The organism is Streptomyces sp. NPDC049627 (genome assembly GCF_044465645.1).
Taxonomy (GTDB): domain Bacteria; phylum Actinomycetota; class Actinomycetes; order Streptomycetales; family Streptomycetaceae; genus Streptomyces.
On record NZ_JBITLW010000010.1, the window covers coordinates 428,425 to 444,456 of the forward strand.

Below are 16,032 nucleotides of genomic sequence, written 5' to 3' on the forward strand. Positions count from 1 at the left end.
CGGAAGTGCAGCCCACCCAGGGGCGCGGGGAACTGCGCGACAAGCCACAACGCACCCGCGGTCGGCGTACCGGGCGAAGTCCCGAGCCAGTGGCCGCAAGATCGAACGCGCCGGGCCACCTCCCCATCGCCGATCCACGAGACGTCCGACTGGCCACCACTCGCCTCATCCGAGCCGACGCCAAAGCCTTCACAGCCGTACTCGCCCTGAACTCCCTCGCAGCGATCGCCGGCCTCGCAGGCCCTTGGCTGGTGGGCCGCATCATCGACGAGGTCCGCGCCGGCCACGGCACAACCACCGTGGACAGACTCGCCCTGGCGATCCTGATCGCGGCAACAGCCCAGCTGTTGCTGGCCCGCTGGGCCCGCTACGAAGGCCACCGCTTCGGCGAACGCACCCTCGCCCGCATCCGCGAGGAGTTCGTCGACCGCACCCTCGCCCTGCACGCCTCCGTCGTGGAACGCGCCGGCACCGGCGACCTGACGGCCCGCGGCACCGCCGACGTGGCCACCGTCGGCACGACGCTTCGCGACGCCGGCCCCGAGATGCTGATCAACATCGTGCAGGCGCTGTTCCTGCTCGCCGCCGTCTTCGCGATCGACCCGCTGCTCGGCGCGCTGGGGGTGGTGGTCCTCACCCCCGTCTGGTTGGTGCTGCGCTGGTACCTGCGGCGGGCCCGGGACGCGTATCTCGCCGAGGGCGCGGCCAATTCGGAGGTCGCGGAGATCCTCGCGGCGACCGCGGCCGGCGCCCGCACGGTGGAGGCGTTCGGACTCCGGGACCACCGGGTCGCGGCCGGCCGTGAGGCGCTGGAGGAGTCCCGGCGCACCCGCTTCCACACCCTGTTCCTGCGCTCGGTGTTCTTCCCGGTGGTGGAGGTGTCGTACCTCTTCCCGGTGGCGGGCGTCCTGCTGATCGGCGGGGTCCTGCACGCGCACGGGGCGATCAGCGTCGGCGCGGTCGTGGCGGCCGGGCTGTACTTCCGGCAGTTCGAGGGGCCGCTCGACGAACTCCTGGTCCGGGTCGAGCAACTGCAGAGCAGCGGCGCGTCGTTCGCCCGCGTGGAGGGGCTGGCACGCGCCCCGCAGGCGACCGGGACGGATTCACCGGCCCCCGCGGACGACCGCATCGACGTGACCGGCGTGCGCTACGCCTATGACCGCGGCGGCGAGGTCCTCAGCGACGTCGACCTGACCGTCCGGCCGGGCGAGCGGCTCGCCGTCGTCGGCCCCTCGGGCGCCGGAAAGACGACCCTGAGCCGGCTCCTGGCCGGCGTCGACGCGCCGACCGCCGGCTCGGTGACGGTCGGCGGCGTACCGGTGGTCGCCCTCGGTCCCGAGGAGCTGCGCCGCCAGGTGGTGCTGGTCACCCAGGAGCACCACGTCTTCCTCGGCACGGTCCGCGACAACCTCCGTATCGCCGAGCCGTCCGCCACGGACGAGGAGCTGTGGGCGGCGCTCACGGCGGTCGGCGCGGACACCTGGGTACGCCGGCTGCCCGACGGCCTCGGCACGGCGCTCGGCGACGACGGCTGCCGTACGGACGGCTCACAGGCCCAGCAGCTCGCGCTGGCCCGTGTGGTGCTGGCCGACCCGCACACCCTGATCCTCGACGAGGCGACGGCCCTGCTCGACCCGACGACGGCCCGGCACACCGAGCGCGCCCTGGCCGCCGTACTCCAGGGCCGTACGGTCATCGCCATCGCGCACCGTCTGCACACCGCGCACGACGCGGACCGCGTGGCCGTCATGGAGAACGGCCGGCTCACCGAGCTCGGCACCCATGACGAGCTGGTCGCGGCGGGCGGGGCGTACGCGGCGCTGTGGCGGTCCTGGCACGGGGAGCGGGCGGGGTCCGATCACCCGTGAGAGCGGAGATCTATGCTTCTCGGAGCAGCAGATCCGTTCCACCGCACACGTCATGTCCGTTTCTCCTGGGGAAGCCCCGTTGAACTTCTGGTCGATCTACCAGCACGGCTTCGCGCGCGTCGCCGCGTGCACGGGCCACACCGTCATCGCCGACCCGCGCGCCAACGCGGAAGCGGTTCTGCGGCAGGCGCGCCGGTGCGCGCAGGAGGGCGTCGCCGTCGCCGTCTTCCCCGAGCTGGGCCTGACCGGGTACTCGATCGAGGACCTGCTGCTCCAGGACGCCGTGCTCGACGACGTCGAGGAGGCGCTCGCCACGGTGGTGGCCGGGTCGGCCGACCTGCTTCCGGTGCTGGTCGTCGGCGCCCCGCTGCGCCACCGCCACCGGATCTACAACTGCGCGGTGGTCGTGCACCGCGGCCGGGTCCTCGGCGTCGCGCCGAAGTCGTACCCGCCGAACTACCGGGAGTTCTACGAGCGGCGCCAGATCGCCTCGGGCGAGGACGAGCGCGGCGGGACGATCCGGGTGGGCGGCGAGGAGGTGCCGTTCGGGGTGGACCTGCTGTTCGAGGCGGCGGACGTCCCCGGCCTCGTGCTGCACGCGGAGATCTGCGAGGACATGTGGGTGCCGGTGCCGCCGAGCGCCGAGGCGGCGCTGGCCGGCGCGACCGTGCTCGCCAACCTCTCCGGCAGCCCGATCACGGTCGGCCGGGCCGAGGACCGGCGGCTGCTGTGCCGGGCGGCGTCCTCGCGGTGCCTCGCGGCGTACGTCTACTCGGCGGCCGGTCTGGGCGAGTCGACGACCGACCTGTCGTGGGACGGCCAGACCATGATCTACGAGAACGGCGTCCTGCTGGCCGAGACGGACCGCTTCCCGCTCGACGACCAGTTCGCCGTGGCCGACGTCGACCTCGACCTGCTGCGGCAGGAGCGGCAGCGGATGGGCACGTTCGACGACAACCGCCGTGCTCACGCGGCCCGCACCGGCGACTTCCGGAGCATCACGTTCCAGCTGGACCCGCCCACGACCGACCTGGGGCTGAAGCGCCGGGTCGAGCGCCTCCCGTTCGTGCCCGCCGACGCCGAGCGTCTCGCGCTGGACTGCTACGAGGCGTACAACATCCAGGTCGCGGGCCTCCAGCAGCGGCTGGCCGCGATCGGGAGTCCGAAGGTGGTCATCGGGGTGTCCGGCGGCCTCGACTCCACGCATGCGCTGATCGTCGCCGCCCGGGCGATGGACCGCGCGGGCCGCCCGCGCAGCGACATCCTCGCCTTCACCCTGCCCGGCTTCGCCACCAGCGACCACACCAAGGACAACGCCCACAAGCTGATGAACTCGCTCGGCGTCACCGCGGCCGAGCTCGACATCACGCCGACGGCGCGGCTGATGCTGCACGAGATGGGCCACCCGTTCGCGTCCGGCGAGCCGGTGTACGACGTCACCTTCGAGAACGTGCAGGCCGGCCTGCGCACCGACTACCTGTTCCGCCTCGCCAACCAGCGCGGCGGCATCGTGCTCGGCACCGGCGACCTGTCGGAGCTGGCGCTCGGCTGGTCCACGTACGGCGTGGGCGACCAGATGAGCCACTACAACGTCAACGGCGGGGTGCCGAAGACCCTGATCCAGCATCTGATCCGCTGGGTCATCGGCAGCGGCCAGTTCGACGAGGAGACCGGCAAGACGCTCGCCGCGATCCTCGACACGGAGATCAGCCCCGAGCTGGTGCCGGGCGAGGAGATGCAGTCCACCGAGTCCAAGATCGGCCCGTACAACCTGCACGACTTCACGCTCTTCCACGTCCTGCGGTACGGCTTCCGGCCGTCGAAGATCGCCTTCCTGGCTTGGCACGCCTGGCACGACGCGGAGGCCGGTGCCTGGCCGCCGGGGTTCCCCGAGGCCAAGCGGGTGGCGTACGACCTGGCGGAGATCCGGCGCTGGCTGGAGGTCTTCTGCCGGCGCTTCTTCGCGTTCGCACAGTTCAAGCGCTCGGCGATGCCGAACGGGCCGAAGGTCTCGGCCGGCGGTTCCCTCTCCCCGCGCGGCGACTGGCGCGCGCCCTCGGACGGCAACGCGGCGGCCTGGCTGCGGGACCTCGCCCGTATCGACGGGTGAGTCGCCCGTTCCGCCCTCGTCTGTTCTGTCCGTTCCGTTTATCGAACGTGAACTCCCGGACAACGAACGATTTCCGGCCAACTTCCTGACGCGGTCCTGACAGAAACCGCAGTCAGCTGCCACTCTTCCCACGGCCGCGACACAGCAACCCCACAGCGCCGTCACACGGCGGTGCCCGCGGCCGAGCTCCCGCACGCGCACGTCCATCACCGCACGCGCACGTCGTTCTGCGTACCACCCCGCTCTGCCCGGACGGCCCACCCGCCGGCCGGTCTCCCCTGGCCGCGTGATCCGCGGCCGCGCAGAAGGAGTCAGTGTTGAGAGACAGTTCCTCCCACAGACGCACCCCCCACGCAAGCCAGCGCCCCACGGCGCACCGCCAGGCCGCCGCCGTCGCCCTCGTCGGCGTGGCCGCCCTGATCGCCGCGGCCGTCCAGTCGGGCGCCGCCACCGCAGCCCCGGAGAAGGCACCGTCGGCCGCGGGCAAGGTCATACCGGGCGCCGAGTCGGTCAAGCTCTCCCCCGCCCAGCGCGCCGAGCTGATCCGCGAGGCCAACGCCACCAAGGCGGACACCGCGAAGGACCTGGGCCTCGGCGCCAAGGAGAAGCTGGTCGTGCGTGACGTCCTCAAGGACGGCAACGGCACGGTCCACACCCGCTACGAGCGGACGTACGACGGACTGCCCGTCCTCGGCGGCGACCTGGTCGTCGAGACCGCGAAGTCCGGCGAGACCGAGGCGGTCGTGAAGGCCACCCGCGCCGCCATCAAGCCGGCCACCACCACGGCCGCCGTACCCGCCGCCAAGGCGGAGAAGCAGGCGCTGGCCGCGGCGAAGGCGGACGACGCCACGAGCCCCGACGTCAACCGGGCGCCGCGCAAGGTGATCTGGGCCGCGAAGGGCAAGCCGGTCCTGGCGTACGAGACGGTCGTCGGCGGCCTCCAGGAGGACGGCACCCCGAACGAGCTGCACGTCATCACCGACGCCGCCACGGGCGCCAAGCTCTACGAGTACCAGGGCATCGAGACCGGCACCGGCAACACGATGTACAGCGGCACGGTCACGCTCGGCACCACGCAGTCCGGGTCGACGTACAACCTGACCGACGGGGCGCGCGGCGGCCACAAGACGTACAACCTCAACCGCGGCACCTCCGGCACCGGCACGCTGTTCTCGGGCTCCGACGACGTGTGGGGCAACGGCAGCGCGTCCAACACGGAGACCGCGGGCGCGGACGCGCACTACGGCGCGGCGCTCACCTGGGACTACTACAAGAACGTCCAGGGGCGCAGCGGCATCCGCGGTGACGGCGTGGGTGCCTACTCCCGGGTCCACTACGGCAACGCGTACGTCAACGCGTTCTGGTCCGACAGCTGCTTCTGCATGACGTACGGCGACGGCTCGGGCAACACCCACCCGCTGACGTCCATCGACGTGGCCGGGCACGAGATGACGCACGGCGTCACCTCCAACACCGCGGGCCTCAACTACAGCGGCGAGTCCGGCGGCCTCAACGAGGCGACCTCCGACATCTTCGGCACGGCCGTCGAGTTCTACGCCAACAACTCCTCCGACGTCGGTGACTACCTCATCGGCGAGGAGATCGACATCAACGGCGACGGCAGCCCGCTGCGCTACATGGACAAGCCGAGCAAGGACGGCTCGTCCAAGGACGCCTGGTACTCGGGCATCGGCTCGATCGACGTGCACTACTCGTCGGGTCCCGCCAACCACTTCTTCTACCTGCTGAGCGAGGGCAGCGGCACCAAGGTCATCAACGGTGTCACCTACAACTCGCCCACCTCGGACGGCCTTCCGGTCACCGGCATCGGCCGCGACAAGGCGGAGAAGATCTGGTTCCGCGCGCTGACCACCAAGTTCACCTCGACCACCAACTACGCGGCCGCCCGCACCGGCAGCCTCGCGGCGGCCGGTGAGCTGTACGGCACCACGAGCGCCGAGTACAAGGCGGTGCAGGACGCCTGGGCGGGCGTCAACGTGGGCACGCGGTCCGACGGAGGCGGCGGCGGTGGCACGTCCTTCGAGAACGGCACCGACGTATCGATTCCGGACAACGGCGCGGCCGTGACGTCCTCGATCACCGTGTCCGGCCGCACCGGCAACGCGCCCTCCAACCTCCAGGTCGCCGTGGACATCGTCCACACCTACATCGGTGACCTCAAGGTGGACCTGGTCGCCCCCGACGGCACGGCGTACACGCTGAAGGGCTACGGCACGGGCGGCAGCTCGGACAACCTCAACACCACGTACACGGTGAACGCGTCCTCCGAAGTCGCCAACGGCGTGTGGCAGCTGCGGGTCCAGGACAACGCGGACATCGACACCGGTTACATCAACAGCTGGAAGCTCACCTTCCCGTAGGCCGGTTCGCGGTCTGCCGGAGCAGGGCGTCGTCTCGGCGGGTTCAACTCCCGCCGGGACGGCGCCCGTTCACATTTCTGAAACATTTACCGGACAGTCAACTTTCGGTCAACATCACCGCGCCCTCCTGACATGTACGCGCCCCAGGTGTCACTCTTCGTGCACCCGCCGCACAAGCACCACTGCACCTCCCCCACAAAAGGAGCTCGTGTGACCCCCCTCTACGCGCGTCGCAAGCGCACCACTCTGGCCATCGCCACCGCTGTGGCGGCCGGAGCCCTCCTCACCACCGGTCTGACCGCCGGCAGTTCGGCCGCCGAGGACCGGGCGGACAGCGGCAGAACGGCGGCCCCTCTCGCCGCCCCGGTCGCGCTGGCCCCCGCGGCCCGCACCGCCCTCATCAAGGACCAGCAGGCCGAGGCGGCCGAGACCGCCGACGCGATAGGCCTCGGCGCCCAGGAGAAGCTGGTCGTCAAGGACGTCGTCAAGGACGCCGACGGCACGGTCCACACCCGCTACGAGCGCACCTACGCCGGTCTCCCCGTCCTCGGCGGCGACCTGGTCGTCCACGAGTCGGCGTCCGGCGCGCACAAGAGCGTCACCAAGGCGACGAAGGCCGCCATCAAGGTCGCCTCGCTCAAGCCGGAGATCAGCGCCGCCAAGGCCGAGGGCCAGGCCGTGAAGCTCGCCAAGGCGGCCGGATCGAAGAAGACCGAGGCGGACAACGCGCCCCGCAAGGTGATCTGGGCGGCGGACGGCAAGCCGGTCCTCGCCTACGAAACGGTCGTCGGCGGCCTCCAGGAGGACGGCACCCCGAACGAGCTGCACGTCATCACCGACGCCGCCACCGGCAAGAAGCTGTACGAGTACCAGGGCATCGAGACCGGCAGCGGCAAGAGCCTCTACTCGGGCACGGTCACCCTCGGCACGACCCTGTCGGGTTCGACGTACCAGCTGTACGACACCTCGCGCGGCGGCCACAAGACGTACAACAAGGCCCGCAGCACCAGTTCCTCCACCGGCACGCTGTTCACCGACGCGGACGACACCTGGGGCACCGGCGCCGCCTCCAGCTCCTCCAGCGACCAGACGGCCGCCGTCGACGCCGCCTATGGCGCCCAGGTCACCTGGGACTACTACAAGAACACCTTCGGCCGCAGCGGCATCAAGAACGACGGCAAGGCCGCCTACTCCCGCGTCCACTACGGCAACGCGTACGTCAACGCCTTCTGGGACGACAGCTGCTTCTGCATGACGTACGGCGACGGCGAGGGCAACACCAAGCCGCTCACCTCGCTCGACGTGGCCGGCCACGAGATGACCCACGGCGTCACCTCCAACACCGCGGGCCTCAACTACAGCGGCGAGTCCGGCGGCCTGAACGAGGCCACCTCCGACATCTTCGGCACGGCGGTGGAGTTCTACGCGGCGAACTCCAAGGACGTCGGCGACTACCTCATCGGCGAGAAGATCGACATCAACGGCGACGGCACCCCGCTGCGCTACATGGACAAGCCCAGCAAGGACGGCAACTCCGCCGACGCCTGGTCGTCGTCGCTGGGCGGCCTGGACGTCCACTACTCCTCGGGTCCCGCGAACCACTTCTTCTACCTCCTCTCCGAGGGCAGCGGCGCCAAGACGATCAACGGGGTGAGCTACAACTCGCCGACGTCCAACGGCTCGACGGTCACCGGGATCGGCCGGACCAAGGCCGCCGCGATCTGGTACAAGGCCCTGACCGAGTACATGACGTCGACGACGAACTACAAGGCCGCCCGTACGGCGACCCTGAGCGCGGCGTCCGCCCTGTACGGCGGCACCGGCAGCACGGAGTACAAGGCGGTGGCGGCCGCGTGGTCGGCGGTCAACGTCAGCTGAACACAGGCCTGTTGACGTCCGGCTGACGCAGGACCGACGCAGGACCGACAGGGCGGCACCCGGGACGAAGGCATTCCCGGGTGCCGCCCTACTCTTGTCTCCCATGTCCTTCACGTACGACGCCGTCGGCGCGACCCGGGAGAACGGCTTCTGCCCGCCCGGCTTCCACCCCCTGCATGTGCGCACCCGCATCGGCGAGGGCGAGGAGGTCTTCCGCAGAGCCGCCGAGGCGGTCATGACCTGGGAGATGCACCGCGCCATGGGCGTCGGCATCGACGCCTCGGCCCCCCGGGCGGCCCCCGAGGTGGACGTCACGGTCACTCTCGCCGGCATGATCAAGGCTCCGTGCCGGGTGGTGTGGACGGTGGAGGAGCACCGGCGGGTCGGCTGGGCGTACGGCACGCTTTCCGGCCATCCGGAGTGCGGCGAGGAGGCGTTCGTCGTGGAACGCACGGGCGACGGCACCGTCTGGCTGACGGTGAACGCATTCAGCCGTGGGGCGAAGTGGTACGCGCGGGCAGGGGGACCGGCGACGCGCGGACTCCAGCACGCGTATGCGCGGCGGTGCGGTGCGGTGCTGCGGCGATTGTGCGCACCGGTCCAAGAGGACTGACCGGGCGATACCGCGTTATCGGAATTACCCCGCAATGGGGACAATCAGCCGGAACTCCTTGCCCGCAGAAAACCCCTTGACCCGGCAAACGCTTCCATGATTCCGTTTGCCTCAACGGGGGGAGTGATTCTGTGAGTTTCGCGAGCATTCCTTGGGGACAAACGCGCCGCGTCCTGGCGGGCTCAGCAGCCGCTCTGGCAATTCTGGGAAGTGCCACGGCATGCGGCCATCAAGGGACGACGGGCGAAGAGCGCACCGAGAGCACTGAAGTGCGCGCCACCGACGAGGCTTCCGTTCGCCGAGTCGACCTCCCGCTCGATACGGCCATGAAAGCGGCAGCGGACCAGGGGAAAGGTTTCTCCCTCCGCGATGCGACCAGCCTGGGCAGGTACATCAGCCCCGCCTACGCAAGCCGCTTCAAGGCGTGTTTCGAGAGGCAGAAGCCGAACCTCAAAGCCGTGGATTTCTTTGTGGTCCGGCGTTCCGAGAAATGCCCGCTTCGCGTCGGTGACGACATGCCGCCCGGCACTACGCCGAAGGTACTCGGCGTGACCTTGCGCAAGGCGGTCCACCAGCTCGTCGAAGCGGGATTCGCCCCGGACCACATCAGCGTCGACACATTGGACGCGAAGGGGCACAAGACCAACGAGCGCCATTGGTCATGGGAAGTCTGCACGCAGAACCCCACTGCCGGTACGCCTTTCTCGGCAGCTCTCAAACCAAAACTCGTGGTCAAGGCCTCTTGCTCCGGGAATTGAACCGGCACGTATCACTGCGAGAGAAGGAGGACGTAATGAAAAAGCGTTTGTTCGGGCGCACGGCAGCGATTCTTCCGATCGTGGCGGCACTCACTCTGGGAGTGTCGGCGAACGCCCACGCCGAGACGGACTGCACCGACTACTCCGACAACGGCGGCGGCAAGGCGACCTTCAAGGCGTACGGCGAACACCTCCTGGTGGACGACATCTTCGCCGACGGTCACTCCGCCATCGGGTTCATCGAGATCTACGGCGACGGTCAGTACTGGTACTGGAACCGGATGGGCGCGGACGGCGGTGTCCGCGACGTCGACCTCTCCCTCGCGGAGGGGACGGCCGTCCACGTCGGTGCGTACCTCGGGAACTGGGACGGCACCGTGACCGGCGGCATCGACTTCAACTCCAACGTCGTCATTCCGTCCTGCATCGGCACGGCCTGAGCCCGCTCAAGGGGGAGGAGAGGACATCATGCGCACGTTTCTCAGGGTGGGGACCGTCGTGGCCACCGCGGCATTGACCTTCGGTGCCATGGCGGGGGTGTCGTCGGCCGACACGTACGACAAGGGCTGCGGGGACGGGTGGAACGACCCGGGCGGCAGGGACTGCTGGGCCGAGTGGCGCAACAGCAGCGGCGTGCAGGTCTCGTGGGCCGGTTTCACGGCCTATGACGAGATCCTCTATGCGGTGGACGCCGAGGCCGACGGTCGCGGGGTGTACATCAAGGCCACCTGGTCCGGCGGCTCGGCCGAGATCAAGCACACACAGGGCGCCGACGCCGGAAGACTCGAAAAGGACCTCGACATAGCGGAAGGAGCCTCCGTCTCCTTGACGATGTGCCAGACCAACAACGGTGCGCTGGTGAACTGCGCGTACGCGACCGCCATCGCCTGACGCGCGAGCGGTTCGGCATGGCGCTCGGCCGGGAGGGCCCGGCCGAGCGCCTCGCTCACCGCATCAGTACCCCGGCTCCCTCCCCCGTCTCCTCCGAGGGCACCGCCACCAGCCCCAGCTCCGCACCGGACGCCAGCAGCCGATGCGCCGGCAGGATCCGCACCGTGTAGCCGTACGGCCCCGTCCGGTCCAGGGAGAGCGGCCCCTCGTACACCCACCGCCCCTCCGCGTCCGGATTCCCCGTCGGCTTCAGCGGCACCGTCGACGCGTCCGCGATGCGGTCCTCGGAGTCGACGCGGCCCGAGACCACCTGCACCTCCACGTCGTCCGGACCCAGGTCGCCGAGGCCCACCCGCACCCGCAGACTGAGCGTCGAGCCGAGTTCCGCGGTGGCCGTCGCCTCCGATGTCTCGACGTGGTCGACCGTGACGCCGTGCCACGCCGACCGCACCCGCCCCTTCCACTGAGCGAGTTCGCGCGCCGCATCCGGCGTCATCGCGCGGTGCGCGTGAGCGGCCGGGGTGTACAGGCGCTCCACGTACTCGCGGACCATCCGGCCCGCCAGCACCTTCGGGCCCAGCAGCGTCAGGGTCTGGCGGACCATCTCGATCCAGCGGTCGGGCAACCCGCCCTGGCCCCGCTCGTAGAAGCGCGGGGTGACGCGCTGCTCCAGCAGGTCGTACAGCGCCGCCGCCTCTATGTCGTCCCGCCGGTCCGGATCTGTGCCGGTGCCGTCGGCCGTGGGGATCGCCCAGCCGAAGTCCGGCTGGAACCACTCGTCCCACCAGCCGTCCAGGACGGAAAGATTGAGACAGCCGTTCAGCGCCGCCTTCATGCCGGACGTACCGCAGGCCTCCAGGGGCCGCAGCGGGTTGTTCAGCCAGATGTCGCAGCCGGGGTACAGCTTCTGGGCCATCGCCATGCCGTAGTCCGGCAGGAACACGATCCGGTGCCGGACGCGCGGGTCGTCCGCGAACCTCACCAGCTCCTGGACCAGGCGTTTTCCGCCGTCGTCCGCCGGGTGCGCCTTGCCCGCCACCACGATCTGGACCGGCCGCTCCGGGTGCAGGAGCAGGTCCATCAGACGGTCGCGGTCGCGGAGCATCAGCGTGAGGCGTTTGTACGACGGGACACGGCGCGCGAATCCGATCGTCAGGACGTCGGGGTCGAGGACGCCGTCGATCCACCCCAACTCGGCGGTTCCGGCGCCGCGTTGCCGCCAGGAGGCGCGCAGGCGCTGCCGTACCTCCGCCACCAGTTGCTCGCGCAGGTTCCGGCGCAGCTCCCAGATGTCCTGGTCGGGGATGTCCCCGACCGCGTCCCAGCGGTCCGAGCCGCCGACGGTCAGCGCGTCCTCGGTGCGCCGGCCGCCGATCTGGCGGGCGCCGAGGCGGAAGACCTCGGGGGCGACCCAGGTCGGGGCGTGAACGCCGTTGGTGACCGAGGTGATGGGGACCTCGTCGGGGTCGAAACCCGGCCACAGACCCGAGAACATCTCGCGGCTGACGTGGCCGTGCAGCAGCGAGACGCCGTTCGCCCGCTGGCCCAGGCGCAGCCCCATCACGGCCATGTTGAAGAGGTTGGGTTCGCCGCCGGGGTAGGTCTCCATGCCGAGCTGCAGGATCCGCTCGAGCTCGATGCCCGGCAGTTCGGCGTCGGGGCCGAAGTGGTGGGCGACCAGTTCGCGGTCGAAGCGGTCGATGCCGGCCGGGACGGGAGTGTGGGTGGTGAAGACCGTCCCGGCGCGGACGGCTTCCAGCGCGGAGTCGAAGTCCAGGCCGTCGGCGCACAGTTCGGCGATGCGCTCCAGGCCGAGGAAACCGGCGTGGCCCTCGTTGGTGTGGAAGACCTCGGGTGCGGGGTGGCCGGTCAGTCGGCAGTACGTGCGCACCGCCCGCACACCTCCTATGCCCAGCAGCATCTCCTGCAGCAGCCGGTGCTCGCTGCCGCCGCCGTAGAGCCGGTCGGTCACGCCGCGTCCGCCGAGGTCGTTCTCCTCGACGTCGGAGTCCAGCATCAGCAGCGGCACGCGGCCGACCTGGGCGAGCCAGATGCGGGCGTGCAGCTGCTTGCCGCCGGGCAGGGCGAGGGAGACCTGGGCGGGGGTGCCGTCGCTTTCCTTCAGGAGCGCGAGCGGCAGCTCGTGGGGGTCCAGGACCGGGTAGTGCTCCTGCTGCCAGCCGTCCCGGGACAGGCTCTGGCGGAAGTAGCCGTGGCGGTACAGCAGCCCGACCCCGATCAGGGGTACGCCGAGGTCGCTGGCCGCCTTGAGGTGGTCGCCGGCGAGGATGCCGAGGCCGCCGGAGTACTGGGGGAGGGCGGCCGTGATGCCGAACTCCGGGGAGAAGTAGGCGATGGCGGCGGGCAGTTCGGCGGACTGGCCCTGATACCAGCGCTCCCCCGTGACGTAGTCGCCCAGGTCACCGGCGACCGCGGTGAGGCGCCGCAGGAACCGGTGGTCCTCGGCCAGCTCCGCGAGCCGCCCGGGCGACACGCTGCCCAGCAGCCGTACGGGGTCGTTGCCCGAGGCGGCCCAGCACTCGGGGTCCACGGACTGGAACAGATCGCGGGTCTCGGCGTGCCAGGACCAGCGCAGATTGCGGGCCAGATCGCTCAGCGGCCGCAGGGGTTCGGGGAGGACGGGTCGGACGGTGAATCGACGGATCGCCTTCACGGTTCCACCTCGGGCAGCGCGTGGCAGGGGACGCACGGCGGTGTGCATCCCGTCATCCCTGCGAACGCTATCGGTATGCGGGGCTTCGTAACCACAGTGCGTTTTTGTGGCTGTCAAGCGGAGAGGACAGAGCACGTCCGTCCGAAAAGCGCCGCAACCTTTGCACTTCCCTCATGGCCGATATGGCCGATTCCGCCCCCGTAGGCGTTCTTGTGGCGACTTCTCACGTCAGGAGACGCTGATCCGTGGCGCACCGGTCCACCGCCGGGTACACCCGGCGAACCATGGCCGCAGTGCGCCGAGTTGAGGAGGGGAACTCACACCATGGCACGGACGCGCACACGGCGTCTGCGCCGGGCCGGTGGCCTGACCGCGGTGACCTGTGTCGCCGCGCTGTCGGCCGCCACCCTGCCCGCGCACGCCGTACCGGAGGGGCAGATACTCGGCGCCGGAGAACCCGGTTCCGTCAGCGGCAGTTACGTGGTGACACTCAAGGGAGGAACAAAGGCTCCGTCGGCGGCCGGAAAGAGCCTCGCCGAGAAGTACGGGGCGAAAATAAGCCACACCTACGGCACGGTCCTCAACGGATACGCGGTCCGGGCCGACGAGAGACAGGCCAAGCGGCTCGCGGCCGACTCCCGCGTCGCGTCGGTCGTCCAGGACACCCGCGTGAGACTCGACCACACCCAGAAGAACCCGCCGTCCTGGGGGCTCGACCGCATCGACCAGACCGGCCTGCCGCTGGACCACGGCTACACCTGGCCCGAGTCCGCGGGCGCCGGGGTGACCGTGTACGTGATCGACACCGGTATCCGCGTCTCGCACAAGGACTTCGGCGGCCGGGCGAGCTACGGCTGGGACTTCGTCGGCAACGACAGGACCGCGAGCGACGGCAACGGCCACGGCACCCATGTCGCCGGCACCATCGCGGGCAAGCGGTACGGCGTCGCCAAGAACGCGAAGGTCGTCGCCGTACGCGTCCTCGACAACGCCGGCAGTGGCACGACGGCCCAGGTCATCGCGGGCATCGACTGGGTGACCCGGCACGCGAGGAAGCCGGCGGTGGCCAACGTCAGCCTCGGCGGCCCCCGCAACGCGCAGCTGGACGCCGCCGTACGCAACTCGATCGCGTCCGGCGTCACCTACACGGTCGCGGCGGGCAACGACGGGCTGCCGGCCGGCCTCTACTCCCCCGCCGCGGTGAGGGAGGCCGTCACCGTCGGCGCCACCGACAAGAAGGACGCGCGGGCGGGCTTCTCCAACTTCGGCCCGACCCTGGACCTGTTCGCCCCGGGCGTCTCGATCACCTCGGCGTCGTACGCGAGCGACACCGGCAGGGCGACCTTCTCCGGTACGTCGATGGCGTCGCCGCACGTGGCGGGCGCGGCCGCGCTCTATCTGGCCGACCACCCCAAGGCCGGGCCCGCGCAGGTGTCCAGGGCGCTGGTGGACGGGGCGGTGTCCGGCAAGGTCTCCGGGCGCGGGCTCGGCTCGCCGGACGAACTCCTGCAGGTACCGGGCTCGTAGCGGCCTGTTCACGGCGAAATCCAGGCACCGGCCCCGTTCTTGCGAACGGGGCCGGTCTTGTGTGTAGACATACGCGTGAGTAGTTAACAAAGTGCCGGATTGCGTACCCGAATAGGGTGGGAAGGCTCCTCCGGTACACCCCGCCCGTGCGCCCCCGGGCGCACCCCCACGTGGCAGAGTCACACTGTCGACACAGCACCACCGCAGGACCCACCTCCCCACAGCCATCCGCCCACCCAAGTTGACGCGGACAGGAGCGGTCATGCCCGCCATGCACCACCAGTCGTCCTCACCCCCGACGTCCCGCACCGACGCACTTCCCGTGCAACGCGCCGTCACCGCCGACACCGGACCCCCCGCCGCGGAGCGACCCTCCGCGAGGGACACGTCCGGCGGCGTGGGGCGCATACCCGTCCTCGACGTGCGCCCGGTCGTCCAGCACGGGCGCAGGCCCGCGAAGGCCGTGACCGGCGAGGCCTTCGAGATCTCGGCCACCGTGTTCCGCGAGGGACATGACGCCGTGGCCGCCAATGTCGTCCTGACCGATCCGGACGGCCGCCCCGGCCCCTGGACACCGATGCGTGAACTGGCCCCCGGCACCGACCGCTGGGGCGCCACCGTCACCGCAGGCGAGCCAGGCCACTGGACCTACCTGGTCGAGGCCTGGGGCGATCCGGTCAGCACCTGGCGACACCACGCCCAGATCAAGATCCCGGCCGGGATGGACACGGAACTGGTGCTGGAGGAGGGCGCGCGGCTGTACGAGCGTGCGGCCGCCGGAGTGCCCGAGAGCGCGGGACGGCGTCAGGTGATCCTGGCGGCCGTCGAGGCGTTGCGGGACGAGAGCCGTCCGGCCGCCTGGCGGCTGGCGGCCGCGCTGACGCCCGAGGTGGATGCGGTGTTGGGGCGGTATCCGCTGCGGGACCTGGTCACCGCGTCGGATCCGCTGCCGCTGCTGGTGGAACGGGAGCGGGCCCTGTTCGGCTCCTGGTACGAGTTCTTCCCGCGGTCCGAGGGCACGCCCGAGCGCCCGCACGGCACGTTCGAGACGGCCGCGCGCCGGCTGCCCGCGATCGCCGCGATGGGCTTCGACGTGGTCTACCTCCCGCCGATCCACCCCATCGGCACGACCTTCCGCAAGGGCCCCAACAACACCCTGTCCGCCGGGCCGGACGATGTCGGCGTGCCCTGGGCGATCGGCTCCCCCGAGGGCGGCCACGACGCCGTCCACCCCGACCTGGGCACCCTCGAGGACTTCGACCGCTTCGTCGCCAGGGCCGCCGAACTCGGCCTGGAGATCGCCCTGGACTTCGCCCTGCAGTGCTCCCCGGA

At 70.5% G+C, this 16,032-nt stretch carries 11 protein-coding genes; 10 read left to right on the forward strand and 1 reads right to left on the reverse strand.

The genetic code is table 11. The annotated features are described in order from the left end of the window. The first annotated feature begins 89 nt into the window (after positions 1-89). The 8 genes from ACIBU0_RS28250 (at position 90) to ACIBU0_RS28285 (ending at position 10,499) form a co-directional block, all read left to right on the forward strand. Positions 90-1,868 (forward strand): ABC transporter ATP-binding protein, encoded by a 1,779-nt coding sequence (locus ACIBU0_RS28250; protein ID WP_398823786.1) that lies wholly within the window; start codon positions 90-92, stop codon positions 1,866-1,868. A 52-nt stretch (positions 1,869-1,920) separates the two neighbouring features. Continuing rightward, positions 1,921-3,978 carry an NAD(+) synthase gene (locus tag ACIBU0_RS28255; RefSeq protein WP_398823789.1) on the forward strand — a complete coding sequence of 686 codons (2,058 nt, stop codon included), beginning with the start codon at positions 1,921-1,923 and terminating at the stop codon, positions 3,976-3,978. A 317-nt stretch (positions 3,979-4,295) separates the two neighbouring features. Further along, positions 4,296-6,359, forward strand: coding sequence for a M4 family metallopeptidase (locus tag ACIBU0_RS28260; RefSeq protein ID WP_398823792.1), 2,064 nt, complete (start codon positions 4,296-4,298; stop codon positions 6,357-6,359). Positions 6,360-6,569: 210 nt separating this feature from the next. Next, on the forward strand, positions 6,570-8,237 hold the full coding sequence (locus tag ACIBU0_RS28265; protein ID WP_398823795.1) for a M4 family metallopeptidase: 1,668 nt from the start codon (positions 6,570-6,572) through the stop codon (positions 8,235-8,237). A gap of 103 nt (positions 8,238-8,340) precedes the next feature. Next, positions 8,341-8,850, forward strand: coding sequence for a DUF1990 family protein (locus ACIBU0_RS28270; protein WP_398823797.1), 510 nt, complete (start codon positions 8,341-8,343; stop codon positions 8,848-8,850). 131 nt (positions 8,851-8,981) lie between these two features. Continuing rightward, on the forward strand, positions 8,982-9,608 hold the full coding sequence (locus tag ACIBU0_RS28275; protein ID WP_398823800.1) for a hypothetical protein: 627 nt from the start codon (positions 8,982-8,984) through the stop codon (positions 9,606-9,608). A gap of 35 nt (positions 9,609-9,643) precedes the next feature. Next, positions 9,644-10,048 carry a hypothetical protein gene (locus ACIBU0_RS28280; protein ID WP_398823803.1) on the forward strand — a complete coding sequence of 135 codons (405 nt, stop codon included), beginning with the start codon at positions 9,644-9,646 and terminating at the stop codon, positions 10,046-10,048. Positions 10,049-10,076: 28 nt separating this feature from the next. Then, positions 10,077-10,499 carry a hypothetical protein gene (locus ACIBU0_RS28285; RefSeq protein WP_398823805.1) on the forward strand — a complete coding sequence of 141 codons (423 nt, stop codon included), beginning with the start codon at positions 10,077-10,079 and terminating at the stop codon, positions 10,497-10,499. A 55-nt stretch (positions 10,500-10,554) separates the two neighbouring features. Here ACIBU0_RS28285 and ACIBU0_RS28290 read toward each other — a convergent pair whose 3' ends face one another. Beyond that, positions 10,555-13,173, reverse strand: a complete 2,619-nt coding sequence (locus ACIBU0_RS28290; RefSeq protein ID WP_398823808.1) for a glycosyltransferase family 1 protein — start codon at positions 13,171-13,173, stop codon at positions 10,555-10,557. A 324-nt stretch (positions 13,174-13,497) separates the two neighbouring features. Between ACIBU0_RS28290 and ACIBU0_RS28295 the strand changes: the two genes are divergently transcribed. Both ACIBU0_RS28295 and ACIBU0_RS28300 read left to right on the forward strand, forming a co-directional pair. Continuing rightward, complete coding sequence (locus ACIBU0_RS28295; RefSeq protein ID WP_398823811.1) at positions 13,498-14,700, forward strand: S8 family peptidase; 1,203 nt, start codon at positions 13,498-13,500, stop codon at positions 14,698-14,700. 262 nt (positions 14,701-14,962) lie between these two features. Next, positions 14,963-16,032 (forward strand): maltotransferase domain-containing protein (locus ACIBU0_RS28300; RefSeq protein ID WP_398823814.1); only part of this gene is annotated, 1,070 nt, incomplete at its 3' end.

Excerpts from the sequence above, each read along its gene's own strand:
- ACIBU0_RS28255 (WP_398823789.1), top strand. The coding sequence starts at position 1,921 with ATGTCCGTTTCTCCTGGGGAAGCCCCGTTGAACTTCTGGTCGATCTAC.
- ACIBU0_RS28270 (WP_398823797.1), top strand. The coding sequence starts at position 8,341 with ATGTCCTTCACGTACGACGCCGTCGGCGCGACCCGGGAGAACGGCTTC.
- ACIBU0_RS28280 (WP_398823803.1), top strand. The coding sequence starts at position 9,644 with ATGAAAAAGCGTTTGTTCGGGCGCACGGCAGCGATTCTTCCGATCGTG.
- ACIBU0_RS28285 (WP_398823805.1), top strand. The coding sequence starts at position 10,077 with ATGCGCACGTTTCTCAGGGTGGGGACCGTCGTGGCCACCGCGGCATTG.
- ACIBU0_RS28295 (WP_398823811.1), top strand. The coding sequence starts at position 13,498 with ATGGCACGGACGCGCACACGGCGTCTGCGCCGGGCCGGTGGCCTGACC.